Raw genomic sequence first — 19,260 nt, forward strand, 5'->3', positions numbered from 1 at the left:
TAATCAATCGGCTTCGCCGCAAATTTTGAGCGATTTGTCAAGCGTTTTTTGCAAAAAAGTGGGTGATTTTTTGAGATAAGGGTCGGAAAGCCTTATAAAATCAGGGCTGAAGATTCCGAGAAGTTATATATGGAAAAAGGAGGAAAATAATATGCCAGAGGTTCAAGAATTATTACCATTTATTATACCACTTGTCATTGTAGAATTTGTATTTCTTATTTATACTGTTCATCATATTTTGACACATCAGACTTATAAGAGAGGGAACCGTGTTCTATGGATGATCGTTGCGATTGTCGGTATGGAATTTATCGGACCAATTCTATACTTCCTTCTCGGAAAAGAGGATAGTTGATATGGATATGTTGACACTTTCTCATGTTGCAAAACATTTTGGAGAAAAACAGGTGTTAAAAGATGTGTGCCTTCATGTACCGGAGCATACGGTCTTTGGATTCGTTGGACAAAATGGAGCTGGAAAGACCACATCTATGAAGCTGATCCTGGGGCTTCTGGCCTGCGACAGCGGTGAGATTGAGGTGAATGGAATGCCGGTGAGGTATGGCAATACAGCGACCAATCGTTTTATCGGTTATCTACCTGATGTACCGGAGCTCTATTCCTTTATGACGTCTCGGGAATATTTGAGATTCTGTGGCGAGATTACAGGTATGCCGACAAAGGAAATCAAAAACCGCAGCCAGGAATTACTGGAACTGGTAGGGCTGGCAGAAGAGAAACGTCGGATTAAAGGCTTCTCACGTGGGATGAAGCAGAGACTTGGAATTGCCCAGGCACTTTTGAACCGGCCGAAGTTGTTGATCTGTGACGAGCCGACTTCGGCTCTTGACCCGGTCGGACGTAAAGAATTGCTGGATATTCTGGTGGAGGCAAAAGAACAGACAACAGTGCTGTTCTCTACCCATATTCTCTCTGACGTGGAGCGCATCTGTGATGAGCTTGCATTTCTACATGACGGAAAGATTGCTGTTCAGGGAACCATGGAAGAAGTACGGAAGATACGGAAAGCTACAGGAACAGAACTGGAGATGGAAGATCGGCAAGGGATTGAAAAACTTCGAAGGGCATTTCCGTTTCTGAAATTAATCGGCTCTCATCGTCTGCTGTTGGAGAATCCAGAACAATTACCAGATATACTGCATTTTCTGGCAGATAAGAAGATGCCTGTTCTGCGCATAGAACGAAGGGAACCGACATTAGAAGATCTGTTCATGGAGGTGATTGGAAAATGATGGCATTTTTGAAAAAGGAATGGATGGAGCTTATTCGTACGGGTCGTGTGTGGATGTTGTTATTGATCTTTATTTTGTTTGGGATTATGAATCCTGCTATGGCGAAGCTTACACCGTGGATGATGGAGATGATGTCAGATTCTCTGGCGGATGCAGGCTTTTTGCTTACAGATGTTAAGATAGATGCAATGTCTTCCTGGACACAATTCTATAAGAACATCCCCATCGGACTGATCATATATGTGTTGATGTGCAGTGGAATATTTACCACAGAATATCAGAGAGGAACATTGATTCCGGTGGTGACTAAAGGACTGTCACGGGGAAAGATTCTTCTGGCGAAAGCGGTGATGCTGTTTGGAATGTGGACAGTACTGTATACTCTCTGTTATGGAATCACATATGGATATAATGCGTATTTTTGGGACAACAGCATCGCAGAGCATCTTTGGTTTGGCGCTGTCTGTTACTGGGGATTTGGTCTATGGGTCATTGCAGTATTGATACTTTTTTCTGCGATATGTGACAGCAATACTCAGGTTCTGCTGGGAACGGGTGCAATTGCTCTGGGGGTATATTTTATAGGCATGTTCCCACAATTACAGGATTATCTGCCAACAAAATTGATGGATGGAATGACATTGCTTCAGGGCGGTGCAAAACCAGAAGATTATTATGTGAGTCTGGCAGTGGCTGTGGGAATGGCTGTATTATGTCTGGTAATGTCTTGTATTTGCTTTCATAAAAAGCAGTTATGACCTTTTCTATAAAAATAACACATTTTTCTGCTATCTTTGAGAAGCGGTCTCGGTTACAATATCAGTAAAGGGGTGAATGAGTATGCTGCGAATGGAAATTGCCTTATTACTGATATTGTTTTTTGTGGCTATGATTTATTTTTCGGCGGGAAGAAAACATACAATGCTGCATCGGACATTTTCAATCCTGCTGGTTGTGATTCAGATTCATCTGGTATTTGATGCTGTTACGATCTATACGGTGAATCATCTGGAAGCGGTACCGTTGACGTTGAATGATATTCTGCATCGGTTTTTCATCGGAACGATGGTGCTGATTGTATATCTGTTTTATCAGTATATTGCGATACTGGTAGAAGAAGAGACCGGAAAGCCTCGGAATTTTGACCTTGCAGCAAGAATCTATCTTGTGGTGGCTGAATTGGGAGCGATGCTTTTGCCGGTTCACTATGCCGTTACAGAGAAGGGGAATTATTCCGATGGAATCCATGCAAATGTATGCTATGTCAGCATGGCATTCTATCTTCTCCTGTGTGTATGGATGTTATTGTCTAACTGGAGAGAGATTGACCGGAAAAAGAAGTTTGCCATTGGTGCAGCCCTTGTAATTGAGGTATGCGTATCACTGTTGCAAGCAGTCAATCCGACCTGGCTGATCAGCGGTATGGGGCTTACCTTAATGACCATGTCTTTTTATCTGACTTTGGAGAATCCAGACATCCTCCGGGCAGAACTGACGGAGCAGAAGATGTCCATGCTATACCTGAAAAGTCAGGTCAATCCACATTTTCTCTATAATACTCTTGATACGATCCGTATTCAGGCACAATTGAATCATGATAAGCCGGTTGCCGATCTTCTGATGCGGCTGGTAGACTTTTTCCGCCTGAGTGTAAAGATAGATCGTCAGATGGTTGCCTTAGATGATGAACTGGAATTGTTGGAGTCATATATGGATCTGATGTGTTATCGGTATCCGGAACTGGTGTGCAATTATGATATTGACCCGAATCTCGGAGGTGTTTTGGTTCCGAATTTTATCCTGCAGCCGATTGTGGAAAACAGCTTGCTGCATGGATTGAAAAATAAGGGATATCGGGGAGAAGTGAAGATCTCCGCTCAAAGATCAAAACTGAAGGAATCGTTTATGGAGATTCAGGTGTCTGACACGGGCAGTGGTTTTGCAGAAGGGAAGAAAGAGAAAATCGAGGATTTACTTCGACATTATGATAAGCAGGCCCCGAAGCTGGAAGGGAACAGTATCGGTATCTTGAATGTTCAGAAGCGGATCAAACTGCTCTGTGGCAGAGAATGTGGATTATGGTATACAGAGAATATTACAGGAGGTGTGACGGCACATCTGTTGTTGACCATGGATGAAGGGAAGGGTGCGAGATGAAAAAGCTGAGAGTATTGCTGGTAGATGATGAGATTATGATTCGGGAAGGCTTCAAGCGATTGTTTGATTGGGAAGCACATGACTGTGAAGTAGTAGGCGAGGCAGCAGATGGCATGGAAGCATTAGCCCAGATTGATGCATTGCGCCCGGATATTGTAATCATGGATATTAATATTCCTATTATGAGTGGACTAAAAGTAATTCAGGTCAGCCGCATCAAGCATCCGAAGATCGCTTATGTGATCGTATCAGGATATGATGATTTCTCTTATTGTCAGCAGGCACTCAGACTGCAGATTACGGACTATATTCTTAAACCAGTAGATTATGAGGAATTCGGTATCTGTATAGACAATCTGAAAATCTCTCTGTATGAACAGCGGATGGCAGAGGAACACGAGCCGAAAGAACAAGGGGAACGCGTAATCATAGGGATTACCCGGTATCTGCAGGAACATCTGGAAGAAGAGGTGAGCCTTTCCGTTCTTGCCGAAGAATTTCACCTGAACCCACAATATATCAGCCAGCTTTTTAAGAATGAGATTGGAGTAGGATTTCTTGCCTATCTGACCAATATTCGGATGGAAAAAGCAAAGAAGCTATTGCTCTCAACTTCATTTCCGATTGCGGAGATTGCACAGAAGACGGGATATGGAGACTACCGGGTATTCACAAAAGTGTTCAAGAAAGCGGAAGGAATCACACCGTCTCAATATAGGAGAGAGTTCCTGGTGGCAGGAGAAATCTGAGCCTGTAATTCTGATACCTTTTTCCGATGAATATTTTCATGAATTCTGTGGCAAAACTACGGGTGCGATTGACGTGGGAAATGGAAAACATGTTCATTTTATCAAGGATTGTACCGAAGAAGAGGATAACCACAAGCATGAATTTCAGGCTGCAACATTGATTGACAGTCCGACAGACTTTAAGTGTAAATAATGAAATCTGGATGCTCCGGAGTGTTCCAGGGTATCTTTACCACAGGGTACTTTTTTGATACAATGAAAAAAACGAAAGAGAGGCTAGTGTATGCAGGGGATTTTTGAATCAATTAATGGGATTTTTGCCTTTGTAGGTCCGTTATCGGATTTTCTGTGGGATTTCCCAACGAATTTTGAGTGGTATTCATCGATTCCGCTTCTTGGAAATTTTTCATTTGCAATCATATTGCTTTTGGGCTCTGGAATTTTTTTCAGTTTCCGAATCGGTTTTATGCAGGTGACCTATTTCAAAAAGGGAATTAAGATTATGACGGAGAAGAGGAAGGTTGATACCGGAATCTCTCCACTTGCAGCGTTCCTGTTAAGTTCTGCCATGCGTGTAGGACCGGGAAATATTATCGGAGTTACAGGTGCCATAGCGGTGGGAGGTCCGGGAGCCCTATTCTGGATGTGGATATCTGCATTTTTCGGAATGGCAGTGGCTTACATGGAAGGTGTGCTGGCGCAGATCTTTAAAGAGAAGAAAAATGATGAATTTATCGGAGGGCTTCCATTCTATGGAAGAAAACTTCTGGGAAATAAAGTCTGGATTGGAGTGTTCCTATCCGTGCTTTATATCTTATATGCCCTCTGTTGTCTGCCGGCACAGGGATTCAACGTGGTATCCTCTGTGGGAAGAATGGCTGAGATCGTAACAGGAGCAACGATTGCGACAGATTCTGCATTTTATTATGCAGTGGGAGCGTTGATCATTGTATTGACAGCTGTCATAGCTTTTGGCGGAATTAAGAAAGTAACCAAGTGGACGGATAAGATGGTTCCGGTAATGGCGGTACTTTATATCATAACGGTGTTGATACTGATTCTCTTAAATCTTGGTTCGGTTCCGTATTTCTTCCGTGCAGTTTTTGGCGGTGCGTTTAAGCCGGAAGCGTTCTTTGGCGGAATGTTCGGAACCGTCCTGGCACAAGGTGTGAAGCGTGGATTGATGTCGAACGAGGCTGGTCAGGGTACAATCACCATGTCTGCAGCCGCTTCTGACGCAAAGCATCCATGTGAACAGGGTATCCTGGCATCTATCGGGGTGTTCCTGGATACCATCGTGATCTGCACACTTTCAGGGTTTGTTGTAGTTATGGCGCACTGCTGGGATGGACCGGATGCAGCGGCTTGGGCAGAACTTGACAAGCTTCCGAAGTTTACAGAGTCTATTGCGACACTGACACCGGGAACAGCAGCCAATGCACTGGTGACCTTTGTGATTACATTGTGTTTCTGCATGTTTGCATATACCTGTCTTCTGGGAATGATCAGCTTCTCTGAGATTGCAGCCAATCGAATCCGTAAGGATAAAGGCTTCATTAATGTAGTCAGAGGAATTGCACTTTTTGTAGCAGCATTTGGTATTCTGTGTAATATTGCCGGTCTGGAATTGGGAAACTTATGGGCATTTTCGGATCTTGGAAATATCCTGATCGTGTTCTTCAACGTTCCGATCGTCTATGTGGGAGCGAAATATGTGCTTCGTGCTACAAAGCATTATAAGAAAAATGATGGGACGCCATTTACTTCGGAAGTGGTTGGAAGAACAGACTGTACGTTCTGGGATGAACGGGCAGAGAAATGATACTTAAAATGTAAAATAGCTTTCTCAGGGAATGGAACCTTGAGAAAGCTATTTTTTAATTACATGAACATATTCTGTGTTCCTACATAACGGATGCCATCTTCAAATACTCTTTTTCCTCCAAGAGTTACCAGTTTGACATCGTTTAGAAGAGTAATGTCTTTACTTAAGTCACCGCCGACCACGAGGAGGTCTGCATCCAAGCCTTCTTTGACCAATCCGCGTTCATTTTCAAAACCAAGCACTTTTGCAGGATTGGAGGTTGCAGTCTGGATGGCCTGAACTGGTGTGATTCCATATTCCACCATATACTGCAGCTCTCTAGGAAGTGGCAGCAAAGGAGAACCATAGACTACCATATCGGTTCCGGCAAGAACGGTTACGCCTGTGTCGTAAAATTTCTTGAAATTGTCACGGTAAGCCTTGTATGCTGGTTCGAAATATTCCCAGTTGGCCATTTCTTTCTGCATGACTGGATCATTGACCGGTTTGCCGGCACATTCTTCCAGATTCTTCTTGGTAATCTCATACAGATATGTATAAGCCATGATTGTAGGCGTCCATGCAAGTCCCTTTTCAGCCATCTGCTGTGCCTGTTCATAGGTCATAAAGGTACCATGCTCAATGGTATCAAATCCAGCATCAATACTCATCTGGATACCTGGCTGTGTTCCGGCGTGAATTCCACATTTAATTCCTCTTCTGTGACATTCATCGACAGCTGCATCCAGTTCTTCCTGGGTATATTCTGGAATGTGGCTGCGGTGGGTTGTGAGGATTTTGATCCATTCAGCACCGTCACGCACCTGACGACGAATCTCCTTACGAATCTCCCAAGGTCCATCCACCTGTGCGATATCATCATCCCATCCATGGCCACCGGTCATGCACATTCCATTATCAACATGCGTGATTCTTGGAATCGTGATAAATCCCTTTTCTGCGGCTAATTTTAAAGTCGCACACAGTTTTCTTGCAGATGTCATATCACGTACACTGGTGATGCCGCGTTCAAAAGCGGACTGCGCATGCTGGACTGCAAATAATGTGATCAGCTGATCGTTGTAATTGAAGCTGTCCGGCTGTGAAAACCAGTAGCCAAGATGCACATGCATATCACAAAGTCCTGGTAAGAGCGTTGCATCCCCATAATCCTTTACTTCTTTTTCAGGAAACTCTGCGATGAGTTCTTCTTTGGTGCCGATTTTCTTGATCTTGCCATCTTCAATGGCAACCGCCTGATCTTCAAGAACGGTCTTTCCGTCGCCGGTAATCATGTGTTTTGCGCTAATAATCATAGTAATTCCCTGCCTTTGTTTATTTATTGACATAATTATAACGCATATTGATAAGAATAGCTATCCTTGTACTAGATAATAGTGAAAAAAATATCATATGAAAAGTTTAAAAAAATGGCTTGACTTCTGGAAAATCAGTGTATATGATTCGTATGTCGGTGTTTATCAAATGCAAAATAATTATAGTTATTGAGGTAGTTTTATGAATTATAACAAAATTTTACAGGGGATTCTTGATATTGGAGAAGCAATGCTGCAAAGTGGTGCAGAGAATTTCAGACTGGAAGACAGTCTGTACAGAATGTGTAAAAGTTATGGATTTACACGGTATGATGTATTTGTAATTCCGAGTAATATCCAGATAACAGTGGAAACACCGGAAGGGGATATTATCACTCAGATCCGGCATATTGAATCAACAGATATTAATTTTGATCGTTTAGATTATTTGAATAATTTGTCCCGTTATGTCTGTCAGAATAAACCAGATGAGAAAAAATTACGCGAAAAGTATCTGGAGGTTATGAATCGGGAAGAGCAGCATCCTGCTGTTAAGTATTTTGCAGGAGTTATGGGTGGAACCGGATTTGCGGTTTTCTTTGGATGCGGATTTATGGATGCAATCGTTGCAGTCATTGTCTCATTGATGATCGTAGTGGTTGGCGAATGGCTGAGTAAAAGAGAAAGTAATCTTATGGTATATAATATGATTCTGTCTTTCTTATCAGAGGTCATTATCATTCTGCTGGTGCGACTTGGAATTGGAAGCCATGCGGAATGGATTATGATTGGAATTGTTATGCTTCTGATCAGTGGACTTGGAGTGACGAATGGAATCCGTGACCTTTTGCAGAGAGACTTTATCTCTGGATCTTTGAATATCATGAATGCGTTTTTAGGTGCAGCCGGAATTGCGTTTGGAATTGCGCTTGCTATGCTCCTGCTGGATGGCGTATCTTTGGAAGGATTTATTTTAAATAACAGTATTCCGATTCAGTTGATTTCCTGTACGATTGCATGTACTGGTTTTGCATGGTGGTTCAAGATTAAGGGAAGACAGGTATTATATACCAGTGTTGGTGCGTTTTTTACATGGGCAATTTATCTTGTAGTATTCGAGTTAGAGCCAAGTAATTTTCTGGCAACTCTCTTAGCATCGATTTTCGTGGCATTTTATGCATTTATTATGTCTAGAATTAACAAAGCTCCATCTACCATCTTTTTGACAGCTTCAGTATTTCCGTTGATTCCAGGACCAAATCTGTATTATATGATGTATGGATGTGTGAGCAGGGATATGGAGATGGCATTCAGCGAAACGGTTGTTTTACTTGCAACCTGTCTTGCTATTGCATTTGGTTTTATCATTGTAGATGTAGCTTCAAGGGGAATTATGCGCACATTGAAGAGAGAATATCATATCAGTAAGAGTTCATAGAAGATACGTGACTTATAGGGAGGGTATAGATGCTGACAATTGGAACGCATATGTCGATTGCCAAAGGACTGGCAAAAACTGCAGAAAATGTGGTGGAGATGGAAGCAAATACTATGCAGATCTTCAGCCGCAATCCCAGAGGTTCTAATTTTAAGACATATGCGGATGAAGAGATTGCAAAATTTCAAAAAATACGGCGGGACAATCAGTTTGGCCCGCTTTTGGCGCATGCGCCATATACCATGAATCTTGCCAGTGCGCAGGAAAAAGTGTATGAATTCGCATGCACAGTGATTCGGGAAGATACGGCCAGGATGGATGCGCTTGGAATTGAGAATATGGTATTTCATCCGGGCAGCCATACCGGAATCGGAATAGAGGCAGGCATAGAGAATATTATTGCTGGTCTTGATCAGGCAATTACCGGTGAAGAGAATATCACGATACTATTAGAGACTATGACGGGAAAGGGAACAGAGATTGGTGCAAGGTTCGAGCATCTGAAAGCAATTCGTGATGGTGTGAAGCATCCGGAGCGTATTGGTATCTGTCTGGATACCTGTCATGTATTTGCGGCAGGATACGATATTGTCAATGATCTGGATGGCGTTCTGGAAGAATTTGATCAGGTCCTTGGTCTGGAGCTTTTAAAAGCGATTCATCTGAATGACAGTATGATGCCATTTGGCTCTCACAAAGATCGACATGCGACGATTGGTTCGGGAGAGATAGGAATGAATACGCTGCTACATGTATTAAGACATCCGTTATTAAGGGAACTTCCTTTTTATCTTGAGACACCTTTGGATGATCAGGGACACAAAGAAGAGATACAGATGATCAGAGAGAAGTTGAGTTAGATTTATGGATGCAGGATTAACATTACGACCGATTGCATATATACATACAGAGTTTTCGTCTAAGTTTGGAATTCCCCGCCAGAGTGGACTGGCGGATACGAAAGCAGAGATTGTTTTTACGCCAGAGTATCGTAATCCAGATGCATGCAAAGGAATGGAAGGATATTCACATCTCTGGCTGTTGTGGGAATTTACCGAGGCAGTGCAAAAGGAATGGAGTCCGACGGTAAGACCTCCAAGATTAGGTGGGAATCAGCGAGTAGGAGTGTTCGCTACGCGTTCTCCATTTCGGCCAAATCCTATCGGACTGTCTTGTGTTGAATTAGAGAAAATAGAATTAAGGGAAGGGTTAGGAATTGTGTTACATGTAAAGGGAGCCGATCTTTTGGATGGGACTCCCATTTATGATATTAAGCCGTATCTTTCTTATGTAGACAGTTACCCAATGGCGAGAGGAGGATTCTCGGAGAAAGTAAGAGAGTATAGACTTGAAGTAGAGATTCCAGAACAATGGATTGCAATCGTTCCTGAGGAAAAACAAACGGTGTTGAAACAGATTCTCAGCCAGGATCCCAGACCGGCTTATCAAAAAGATCCTGAACGCGTATATGGAATGGAGTATGCGGGGATGGAGATTAAATTTCAAGTACGAGAGCAAGTATTGACTGTATGTGAGATAAAGAAACATTTTAAATAGATATATATAAGATTAGGAGGGTGTGTATGGATTTTATAGTAGCTTCTTATGAGCATATTGATAAGATGTGCGAGATTACAGAACAGGCAAAACGACAATTACGTGGTCTGGGGCTCGATCAATGGCAGAAGGGATATCCTTCCAGAGAAGTGTGGCTACAGGATGCGAAAGAGGGCTGTACATATCTCGCAGTGGAGGATGGAGAGATTGCGGGAGTATTTGCATTTCAGACGACTCCAGATCCATCTTATGCGCAGATTGACGGGAAGTGGTTGACAGACGGAGAATATGCATCTATGCATCGTGTTTGTGTGTCTGATGACTTTAAAGGTAAGGGTGTTGCCGGAAAGATGTTCCAGTATGGATTTGAGATGGCGAAGAAGGCCGGATTCCGGGCAGTAAGGATTGATACACATCCGGGAAATCTTCCGATGCAGAGAGCACTTACTAAGGCAGGATTCGTCCCGTGTGGTAATATCCGTTTAGTTGGCGGATGTGAAGATGGGGATCCAAGAATTGCTTTTGAGAAAATTCTGTAGGAGGGATTTTGGTGAAGATTTCAACAAAAGGACGTTATGCGTTAAGAATTATGATTGATCTGGCCAGACATGATGAGGGAAGCTATATTCGGTTAAAAGATATTGCAGAACGGCAGAATATCACATTGAAATACATGGAACAGATCATGCCGCTTCTGACAAAAGCCGGATATGTAAGAAGTTACCGAGGAAATAATGGTGGCTATATGTTGGCACGTAAACCGGAAGAATATACTGTGGGAGATATTTTACGTACAACAGAAGGAAGCATGGCACCAATTGCGTGTATTGAAGATCGGCCAAACCGCTGCCCAAGATGTGAAGAATGTACAACATTGCCGTTTTGGGAAGGATTGTGGAAGGTTATCAATGAATATACAGATCGCTATACATTGGCAGATCTAATGGAAGATAAAGATAAATAAAAAGAAAATAATAAAGTGGCATGTACAAAAAAAGCAAAACTGGATATTTCAAAAACGCCAATTGTAAGTATAATACTCCTATATAACATATTAAATATATAGGAAAGGTAGTATATCGAATGAAGGAAAACAGATATGAATTAAATAAGCAGTTGGCACAGATGTTAAAAGGCGGCGTTATTATGGATGTTACAACACCAGAGCAAGCCAAAATTGCAGAGGCAGCAGGTGCTTGTGCAGTAATGGCTTTGGAGAGAATTCCTGCGGATATCAGAGCAGCAGGTGGAGTATCTCGTATGAGTGATCCAAAGATGATTCGGGGAATTCAGGAAGCGGTGTCTATTCCAGTTATGGCGAAGTGCAGGATTGGTCATTTTGTAGAGGCTCAGATATTAGAGGCAATTGAGATTGATTATATCGATGAAAGTGAAGTCCTTTCTCCTGCAGATGATATTTATCACATTGATAAGACAGAATTCAAGGTTCCATTTGTCTGTGGAGCGCGAGATCTGGGAGAGGCACTTCGCCGTATTGCAGAAGGAGCATCTATGATTCGCACGAAAGGAGAACCAGGTACCGGAGATGTTGTTCAGGCAGTCAGACATATGAGAGTTATGAATGCAGAGATTCGTCGGGTTGTGAATCTTCGTAAAGACGAATTGTTTGAAGCAGCAAAGCAATTACAGGTTCCAGTAGATTTGTTAGAATATGTGCATGAGCATGGAAAACTTCCAGTGGTTAATTTTGCAGCCGGCGGTGTAGCTACACCAGCAGATGCAGCGCTGATGATGCAGCTTGGAGCAGAAGGCGTGTTCGTAGGTTCCGGAATCTTCAAATCTGGAGATCCGGCAAAACGGGCCTCTGCAATTGTAAAAGCAGTGACTAATTATACAGATGCAAAATTAATCGCAGAATTGTCCACAGATTTGGGTGAAGCTATGGTCGGTATCAATGAGCAGGAAATTGAACTTCTTATGGCAGAGCGAGGAAAATAATATGACAGTAGCAATCTTAGCCTTACAAGGTGCATTTGCGGAACATGGACAGATGTTGGATAAGCTTGGTGCAGATCATTTTGAGATACGACAGAAAAAAGATTTGGAGAAAGAGTTTGATGCACTGATATTACCGGGTGGAGAAAGTACCGTAATGGGGAAATTACTTCATGACTTAGACTTATATGAATCAATCAGAGATAAGATATTGGAGGGGATGCCGGTATTCGGCACTTGTGCAGGATTAATCTTATTGGCCAAAGATATAGAAGAGGAATCAACACATCTGGCAACTATGGATATCCGTGTGAAGCGGAATGCATATGGAAGACAGCTTGGAAGTTTCTATACGGGAGATGAGTTCCGGGGGATAGGAGAGATTCCAATGACATTTATCCGTGCACCATATATAGCAGAAGTTTTTGGCGAAGCAGAAGTTCTGGCTCGGGTAGGCGGAAAGATTGTAGCAGCAAGGCAGAACAACCAGTTAGTGACTGCCTTTCATCCAGAGCTGTCAGATGATCTTAAAGTACATCAATATTTTTTGAATATGATTTCTTAGATAAAAACCATCAGAGATATACAGATATCTCTGATGGTTTTCTTGTGCTTTTGAAAAAATAATTATAAAATATAGTTGACAAATATGAGAAGTAGGAATATAATCCTATTAAACCTATTAAAAAAGTAGGAAAACGGAAAATAAAGAAAAGGAAGGAATAGAGACATGGCAAAGATTTATAAAGGAACATTAGGACTGATTGGAAATACACCACTTGTAGAGGTGGCTAATATTGAGAAAGAATTAGGATTAGAAGCAACGGTTCTGGTGAAATTGGAATATTTCAATCCAGCAGGAAGCGTAAAAGACAGAATTGCCAAAGCAATGATTGAAGATGCAGAAGAAAAAGGAATATTAAAAGAAGGTTCTGTCATTATTGAACCAACATCAGGCAATACAGGAATTGGGCTTGCATCCATTGCAGCCGTAAAGGGATATCGTATTATATTGACGATGCCTGAGACCATGAGTGTTGAGAGAAAAAATATTTTGAAAGCATATGGAGCAGAGCTGGTGTTGACAGAAGGTGCAAAAGGAATGAAGGGAGCCATTGAAAAAGCAGAAGAACTTTCCAAAGAGATTCCAAATAGTTTTATCCCTGGACAGTTTGTTAATCCTGCAAATCCTGCAATTCATAGAAGTACAACGGGTCCGGAGATCTGGAAAGATACAGACGGAAAAGTAGACGCATTTATTGCCGGTGTAGGTACAGGAGGAACACTTACAGGTGTAGGTGAATATCTGAAGTCTCAGAATCCAGATGTAAAAGTGGTAGCAGTGGAACCGGCGGGATCTCCGGTATTGTCAGAAGGAAAAGGTGGTCCGCATAAGATTCAGGGAATTGGTGCGGGATTTGTTCCAGAGGTATTGAATACATCTGTTTATGATGAGATTATCAAGATTGAGAATGAAGATGCATTTGAGAAAGGAAAACTTCTTGCAAAATATGAAGGTGTTCTGGTGGGAATTTCTTCTGGAGCTGCGTTGTCAGCAGCAATTCAGCTGGCAAAACGCCCGGAATACAAAGGCAAGACGATTGTAGCATTATTGCCGGATACAGGCGACAGATATTATTCTACACCACTGTTTACAGAATAGATGAATTGAAAGATGTGTAGGTAGAAAAATATGAAATTTTCGAAAAAAAGCAGATACGGGCTTATAGCTTTGATAGATCTATCGGTGAATTCAAAAACAGATCATGTGGCGTTGAATAGTATTGCTGAGAGAAATGGGCTATCTTCACAATATTTGGAACAGATTTTTGCTGCACTTCGTAGAGCGGGTATTGTAAAAAGTGTAAAAGGTCCGCAGGGTGGTTATCTCCTGAGCCGGGAAGCCGGTAAAATTACGGTGTCCGAGATACTGGAAGCTTTAGAAGGGGATTATCGTTTCGAAAGTGAATCAATATCAGAAGACAGTAAAAATGTTGGAATATCGATTACTATTCAGCGATTGGTCATTGATAAGGTAAATCAAGAGTTAGAGAATATACTTACAAATCTGACTCTGGCAGATCTTGAAAGAGAATATCAGGAGCATAATGCATACAGTCAGGATATGTATTATATATAAAAATGGGAAGCATATGCTTCCTATTTTTATGTAAGTCGGATACTGGTGAAATTCTAGAGAATGGTATATAATAAGTTGGAAATGATGTTAATATCAAAGATAATTTCTAATTATTAGGAGGATATTATGGCAATAGAAGAATATATCAAAGCATATAAAATGGGCAAGAAAGAGTATCAATCTCGAATGCTTCGTGGTCTGAAACCGACACTGGAGGTGCTGGATGACATCCTTCCAGGTAAAGGTACATTATCTGAAGTGCCTTTGGGATTAGTTCAGATTCCGGTCGACCAGATCGTGGGAACGAAAACTTATGGAAGAAGTGAAGCTTTTGCGTCTAATTTTATGCCGATATTGAGAGAAAATACAGAATTTGCAATTAAATGGGCGCATCTTTGTACTGCTCACGAAAATGAAGGAATTCGTGAACCAATTAAGGCTTATGAATATATGAATAAATTCTATGTAGAAGAAGGAAATAAGCGTGTCAGTGTCATGAAGTTCTTTGGTGTCGTGTCTACTCCGGCCATCGTTACTCGTGTCGTACCAAAGCGTACAGAGGAAAAAGAAAACAAGATATATTATGAATATATGGATTTTTATGATAAGACAAAGATTAATTATATCTGGTTTTCTGAGGAAGGAAGATTTGCAAAATTATTAGAAGCGGTCGGCAAAAGTGAAGATGAAGAGTGGAATGACGAAGACCGGTTAGATTTTAATTCTGTATATTCCAGATTTAATGGAGAATATAGAGCAAGGGGTGGAGAAAAGCTTTCTATCACAGCAGGGGACGCATTCTTGTCATTTATTACATTATATGGATATGAAGCGTTAAAAGATAAGACAACAAGTGAGTTGAAGGCTTTAATCACGAAGAGCTGGGAAGAGTTCAAGTTGTTGGAAGAAGATAAGGAAGTTGATCTTAAGATGGATCCAGGAAAGGAGAAAAAACCTATTTTAAGCCGTCTGCTTCCAATCAGTGCACCAAAATTGAAAGTAGCCTTTATCTATGAAAAGACAGCAACATCTTCTGCGTGGACCTATGCACATGAATTAGGAAGAATGCATCTGGAACAAAAATTCCCGGAAGAGGTAAGTACAATCTATTATGATAATACAACATTGGATAATATAGAGGAACGCATCGAAGATGCGATACAGCAGGGATGCAATATCGTGTTTACAACGACGCCTTCTTTTGTACCGGCAAGTGTAAAGGCTGCAATTGCACATCCAGATATTCGTATTTTAAGCTGTTCAGTAAATACTTCACATCGGTATATCAGAACTTACTATGCCAGGATGCATGAAGCAAAATTCCTGATGGGGGCTATAGCAGGAGCAATGGCGGAGAATAATAAGATCGCTTATATAGCAGATTATCCGATATATGGTGCAATAGCCAATATTAACGCATTTGCGCTGGGAGCGAAGATGATCAATCCAAGGGCAAAAGTATATCTGGAATGGTCAACGAAGAAAGAAGGCAATGTTATTGAAAATATCAGACAGTTACAGCCCATGTGTGTATCTGGAAAGGATATGGTAATACCGGAAGAAGCGTCTCGGTATTTTGGACTTTATCGACTGGATGGAGAAGTTCCTCACAATCTTGCAATGCCATTATGGCATTGGGGTAAATTCTATGAGCAGTTGATTCAGACGATTATGGATGGGACCTGGAAGTATGATGATAATCCGTCAACGATGCAGGCAATCAACTACTGGTGGGGGATGTCTTCGGGAGTAGTAGATGTTATCTGTTCTCAGAACCTTCCGATAGGAACAAAGAGACTGGTAGATCTTCTGAAGAATACAATCTGTACAGGAGAATTTAATCCATTTTCAGGAGTTCTTTATTCTCAGGAAGGAGTGGTTCAGAACAATCCAAATAAGAGTCTGACACCAGAAGAGATTCTTACTATGGATTGGCTGGCAGAGAATGTCGTTGGATCTATTCCAAAAGAAGAGGAGTTACAAGAGGCATCCAGACCTGTTATTTCACAGCAGGGAATCGATATAACGAAAGGTTAGAATATTATGAGAATATTAGCACTTGCGGATGAAGAGGCTCCTGCCCTTTATGATCATTTTGATAAAAGCAGGCTAGAGGGAATCGATCTGATTATTTCCTGTGGGGATTTGAATCCGAGGTATCTTTCATTTTTGGCTACATTCGCATCTGTACCGGTATTATATGTCCATGGAAATCATGATGAAAAATACAAACAGATTCCACCGGAAGGCTGTATATGTATAGAAGACCAGATCTATGTATATAAAGGAGTTCGCATCCTGGGCTTGGGAGGTTCCATGCGTTACCGTGAGGGAGAACATCAGTATACAGAATGGGGGATGCGGCACAGAGTCAGCAAATTATGGTTTCAGTTGCTGAGAAGGCGGGGATTTGATATTCTGGTCACCCACGCTCCGGCTTATCAGCTGAATGATGGACGAGACCTGCCACATCAGGGATTTCAGGTATTTAATACATTGATGGAAAGGTTTCATCCGAAATATTTTATCCATGGGCATGTACATATATCATATGGAAGAAGGCATAAGAGATATGATAAATATCAAGATACTCATGTGATCAATGCATATGAACGCTGCGTATTTGATTTTGAGGATGAACATCCAGAAGAACATATAAGATAAGATGTTTGGTGAGATAAAGACCTTGGGAAAATTTTCCTGAGGTCTTTATTGGATGATGCAATTATAATGTTAGTGATTCCAGCATCTCATGAACAGTCTTGCCGGTACAAGGGTGATGTTTGTATGGTGCGATCTCATGAAGTGGCTTTAATACAAAGTCTCGTTTGTGCATTTCGACATGAGGGATGCATAAGTCCATAGTCTCATAGATGAGATCATCATAGAAAATAATATCCAGATCCAGTGTACGAGGACCCCAGTGAATGATGCGTTCTCGCCCGGCAGCCTGCTCAATACGATGAAGTTCGCTTAACAGTTCCGCTGGAGGCAGAAGTGTACGAAGTTCAAGACAGGCATTCAGAAAGTCGTCTTGTTCGGTCATTCCGTAAGGCTCTGTTATCAGAAAAGAAGAGACTTTAGTTACTTCACAGTAAGGAGTCGTGTTTAAGGCAGTAATTGCATCGTTTAGATATTGCTCTTTATTCCCAAGATTAGAGCCGAGTGCAATATAGGCGGTATGCCATTGGCGCTCGATTTCAACAGATACGGTTTCCAGAGGAAGACCAATCGGAGCCCAGGGCTTTTTGAGCTCTAATTGAATCTTTTCTAGACCGGCAGTGTGGAGTAATAATTCTTCTGCCAGAGCTTCGGCTGCACGCTCGAGTAGTTTATACGTATGTGTTTTTAGAAAATGATCGATGAACTGGCTTATTTCGCCATAATGGATAGAGTCGGTTAATTCGTCGGTTTTCCCGGCTTTTCGAGTGCTGGTGTACAGAATGGCTGAGACGATAAACTTCTGACCCAGTACATTTTCTTCTGGGAATACCCCGTGATTGGCGAAGATTTCCAGGTTTGATATCTTGATTTTATCCATGGTTCTTACTCCTTTGCAAGATGGCTTCTATCATGGTAATTGCCCTGTGATTCGCCTTGACATCGTGAACTCTTACGAAAGAACAGCCGTGCAGCATTCCATATACTGTAGTAGCAAGGGTTCCTTCTTCACGTTCATCAGAAGGAAGATCCAGGGTAAGTCCAATGACTGATTTTCGGGAAGTTCCAAGAAGAATCGGATATCCGAGTTCCTGCATGCAGTCAATTTCCCGGATAATATCCAGGTTCAATTCATAAGTTTTGCCAAATCCTACTCCGGGATCAAGGATGATCTTATCGTCTTCGATTCCTGCTTTTTTCGCAAGAGAGATGCATTCTTTCATATCCTCCAAAAACTCAGCAATAAAGTTCTGATATAAGGCTTCTTTTCGATTGTGCATCAGGCAGCAGGGCACCTGATAACGGGCAATTAGTTTGGCCATATGTTCGTCGTATTTTAATCCCCAGATATCATTGACCAGATCAGCTCCGGCATCAAGAGCTGCCTTTGCAACCGTACTTTTATAAGTGTCAATAGAGACTGGAATATCGAAATGGTGTTTTAGCTGTTCAATGACGGGAGCAACACGTTCGATTTCTTCGGCATCCGTAATCTGTGTATGTCCGGGACGTGTGGACTCTCCGCCAACATCCAGAATATCAGCCCCATCATGGATCATTTCTTCCGCATGTCTGAGTGCGGCATCCAGATGCTGATATTTTCCTCCATCGGAAAAAGAATCAGGGGTTACATTTAGAATTCCCATAATATAGGTATGGTTTGTAGCATCAAAGTTTTTCTCTCCAATAATCATAATAGAATCTCCATATTTTTCTTATTATTACTCCAATTACAATCTGCTTCTGCCTGACATGCGTAGCAGGCCCGGGATGCCTTATCACTCTCATATAGAAGCGCTTCCAGCGGTTCGGCATCTTGTCGAAGCCTTCGGTGGCCGCGGATTGCAGTCAGGATTTGTTGCTTTTCCTCTGGTGTAAAGCAGATCGGTTCAGGCATGTCGGATAATATTGTGGCTGCAATCGCTTCACTTGCGATTTCGTGTGGAGTACCGTCTTCATATTGACGGTATTTTCCGATATCATGCAGAAGAGCAGCGGCATAGATGAGTTCCTTTCGGATGCCAAGTCCGTGTTCAAGATTATGAATGTATGCAATTCTTGCCACATCCAGAAGATGCGTCATCTGATGGCGGCAGAAGATACGGTCATATTCTAATTCTTCAAGCCGCTGGTAAGAGGAACGGTATAAAGGATGTTTTCGCAGAAATGCGACCTGCTGCATGGAATCATAACAGTCAGATGGTATTACTTGTGTCTCAGACATAGTTT

At 41.8% G+C, this 19,260-nt stretch carries 22 protein-coding genes; 18 read left to right on the top strand and 4 right to left on the bottom strand.

Annotation, left to right across the window (positions count from 1 at the left end; genetic code table 11):
* Positions 1-151: 151 nt before the first annotated feature.
* The 7 genes from JQM81_RS07225 (at position 152) to JQM81_RS07255 (ending at position 5,981) form a co-directional block, all read left to right on the top strand.
* On the top strand, positions 152-355 hold the full coding sequence (locus tag JQM81_RS07225) for a PLDc N-terminal domain-containing protein (RefSeq protein WP_235232851.1): 204 nt from the start codon (positions 152-154) through the stop codon (positions 353-355).
* Between the two features lies 1 nt (position 356).
* Positions 357-1,253, top strand: coding sequence for an ABC transporter ATP-binding protein (locus tag JQM81_RS07230; RefSeq protein ID WP_235232852.1), 897 nt, complete (start codon positions 357-359; stop codon positions 1,251-1,253).
* Positions 1,250-2,011: an ABC transporter permease gene (locus JQM81_RS07235; protein WP_235232853.1), complete on the top strand. Its 762-nt coding sequence runs from the start codon at positions 1,250-1,252 to the stop codon at positions 2,009-2,011. Before JQM81_RS07230 ends, JQM81_RS07235 begins: the two co-directional genes overlap by 4 nt.
* Before the next feature lie 82 nt (positions 2,012-2,093).
* The gene (locus tag JQM81_RS07240; protein ID WP_235232854.1) at positions 2,094-3,410 is read left to right on the top strand and encodes a sensor histidine kinase; all 1,317 of its coding nucleotides are present in this window, start codon (positions 2,094-2,096) and stop codon (positions 3,408-3,410) included.
* Positions 3,407-4,159, top strand: a complete 753-nt coding sequence (locus JQM81_RS07245) for a response regulator transcription factor (protein WP_235232855.1) — start codon at positions 3,407-3,409, stop codon at positions 4,157-4,159. The genes JQM81_RS07240 and JQM81_RS07245 overlap by 4 nt, the downstream gene beginning before the upstream one ends.
* A complete protein-coding gene (locus JQM81_RS13590) occupies positions 4,062-4,352 on the top strand; it encodes a YmaF family protein (protein ID WP_268826469.1) in 291 nt (96 codons plus the stop codon). The genes JQM81_RS07245 and JQM81_RS13590 overlap by 98 nt, the downstream gene beginning before the upstream one ends.
* A 90-nt stretch (positions 4,353-4,442) precedes the next feature.
* Complete coding sequence (locus JQM81_RS07255; protein WP_235232857.1) at positions 4,443-5,981, top strand: alanine/glycine:cation symporter family protein; 1,539 nt, start codon at positions 4,443-4,445, stop codon at positions 5,979-5,981.
* A 59-nt stretch (positions 5,982-6,040) separates the two neighbouring features.
* Here the strand turns inward: JQM81_RS07255 and JQM81_RS07260 are convergent, their stop codons facing one another.
* On the bottom strand, positions 6,041-7,279 hold the full coding sequence (locus tag JQM81_RS07260; RefSeq protein ID WP_235232858.1) for an amidohydrolase family protein: 1,239 nt from the start codon (positions 7,277-7,279) through the stop codon (positions 6,041-6,043).
* Positions 7,280-7,481: 202 nt separating this feature from the next.
* Here JQM81_RS07260 and JQM81_RS07265 point away from each other — a divergent pair, with 202 nt between their 5' ends.
* The 11 genes from JQM81_RS07265 (at position 7,482) to JQM81_RS07315 (ending at position 17,034) form a co-directional block, all read left to right on the top strand.
* On the top strand, positions 7,482-8,717 hold the full coding sequence (locus JQM81_RS07265; RefSeq protein WP_235232859.1) for a threonine/serine ThrE exporter family protein: 1,236 nt from the start codon (positions 7,482-7,484) through the stop codon (positions 8,715-8,717).
* A 29-nt stretch (positions 8,718-8,746) separates the two neighbouring features.
* On the top strand, positions 8,747-9,577 hold the full coding sequence (locus tag JQM81_RS07270) for a deoxyribonuclease IV (protein ID WP_235232860.1): 831 nt from the start codon (positions 8,747-8,749) through the stop codon (positions 9,575-9,577).
* Between the two features lie 4 nt (positions 9,578-9,581).
* On the top strand, positions 9,582-10,274 hold the full coding sequence (tsaA, locus tag JQM81_RS07275; RefSeq protein WP_235232861.1) for a tRNA (N6-threonylcarbamoyladenosine(37)-N6)-methyltransferase TrmO: 693 nt from the start codon (positions 9,582-9,584) through the stop codon (positions 10,272-10,274).
* A 26-nt stretch (positions 10,275-10,300) separates the two neighbouring features.
* Positions 10,301-10,813, top strand: a complete 513-nt coding sequence (locus tag JQM81_RS07280) for a GNAT family N-acetyltransferase (protein ID WP_235232862.1) — start codon at positions 10,301-10,303, stop codon at positions 10,811-10,813.
* Between the two features lie 11 nt (positions 10,814-10,824).
* Complete coding sequence (locus tag JQM81_RS07285; protein ID WP_235232863.1) at positions 10,825-11,238, top strand: RrF2 family transcriptional regulator; 414 nt, start codon at positions 10,825-10,827, stop codon at positions 11,236-11,238.
* 119 nt (positions 11,239-11,357) lie between these two features.
* A complete protein-coding gene (gene pdxS, locus JQM81_RS07290) occupies positions 11,358-12,233 on the top strand; it encodes a pyridoxal 5'-phosphate synthase lyase subunit PdxS (RefSeq protein WP_235232864.1) in 876 nt (291 codons plus the stop codon).
* A 1-nt stretch (position 12,234) separates the two neighbouring features.
* Entirely contained in the window at positions 12,235-12,795 is a 561-nt protein-coding gene (pdxT, locus tag JQM81_RS07295; protein WP_235232865.1) for a pyridoxal 5'-phosphate synthase glutaminase subunit PdxT, read from the top strand.
* A 165-nt stretch (positions 12,796-12,960) separates the two neighbouring features.
* A complete protein-coding gene (gene cysK, locus JQM81_RS07300) occupies positions 12,961-13,893 on the top strand; it encodes a cysteine synthase A (protein WP_235232866.1) in 933 nt (310 codons plus the stop codon).
* Positions 13,894-13,923: 30 nt separating this feature from the next.
* Positions 13,924-14,370 carry an RrF2 family transcriptional regulator gene (locus tag JQM81_RS07305; protein ID WP_235232867.1) on the top strand — a complete coding sequence of 149 codons (447 nt, stop codon included), beginning with the start codon at positions 13,924-13,926 and terminating at the stop codon, positions 14,368-14,370.
* A gap of 126 nt (positions 14,371-14,496) precedes the next feature.
* Positions 14,497-16,407: a BMP family ABC transporter substrate-binding protein gene (locus tag JQM81_RS07310; RefSeq protein WP_235232868.1), complete on the top strand. Its 1,911-nt coding sequence runs from the start codon at positions 14,497-14,499 to the stop codon at positions 16,405-16,407.
* A 6-nt stretch (positions 16,408-16,413) separates the two neighbouring features.
* Entirely contained in the window at positions 16,414-17,034 is a 621-nt protein-coding gene (locus JQM81_RS07315; RefSeq protein WP_235232869.1) for a metallophosphoesterase family protein, read from the top strand.
* Between the two features lie 61 nt (positions 17,035-17,095).
* Here the strand turns inward: JQM81_RS07315 and folK are convergent, their stop codons facing one another.
* From folK to JQM81_RS07330, 3 genes are read right to left on the bottom strand one after another with little or no spacing between them, the layout of a single operon-like run.
* Complete coding sequence (gene folK, locus JQM81_RS07320; protein ID WP_235232870.1) at positions 17,096-17,911, bottom strand: 2-amino-4-hydroxy-6-hydroxymethyldihydropteridine diphosphokinase; 816 nt, start codon at positions 17,909-17,911, stop codon at positions 17,096-17,098.
* Positions 17,904-18,725 (bottom strand): dihydropteroate synthase, encoded by an 822-nt coding sequence (gene folP, locus JQM81_RS07325; RefSeq protein WP_235232871.1) that lies wholly within the window; start codon positions 18,723-18,725, stop codon positions 17,904-17,906. The genes folK and folP overlap by 8 nt, the downstream gene beginning before the upstream one ends.
* Entirely contained in the window at positions 18,722-19,213 is a 492-nt protein-coding gene (locus JQM81_RS07330) for an HD domain-containing protein (RefSeq protein WP_235232920.1), read from the bottom strand. The genes folP and JQM81_RS07330 overlap by 4 nt, the downstream gene beginning before the upstream one ends.
* Positions 19,214-19,260 lie beyond the last annotated feature (47 nt).

This window comes from Faecalicatena contorta, assembly GCF_021531895.1.
Classification (GTDB): domain Bacteria; phylum Bacillota; class Clostridia; order Lachnospirales; family Lachnospiraceae; genus JAFBIX01.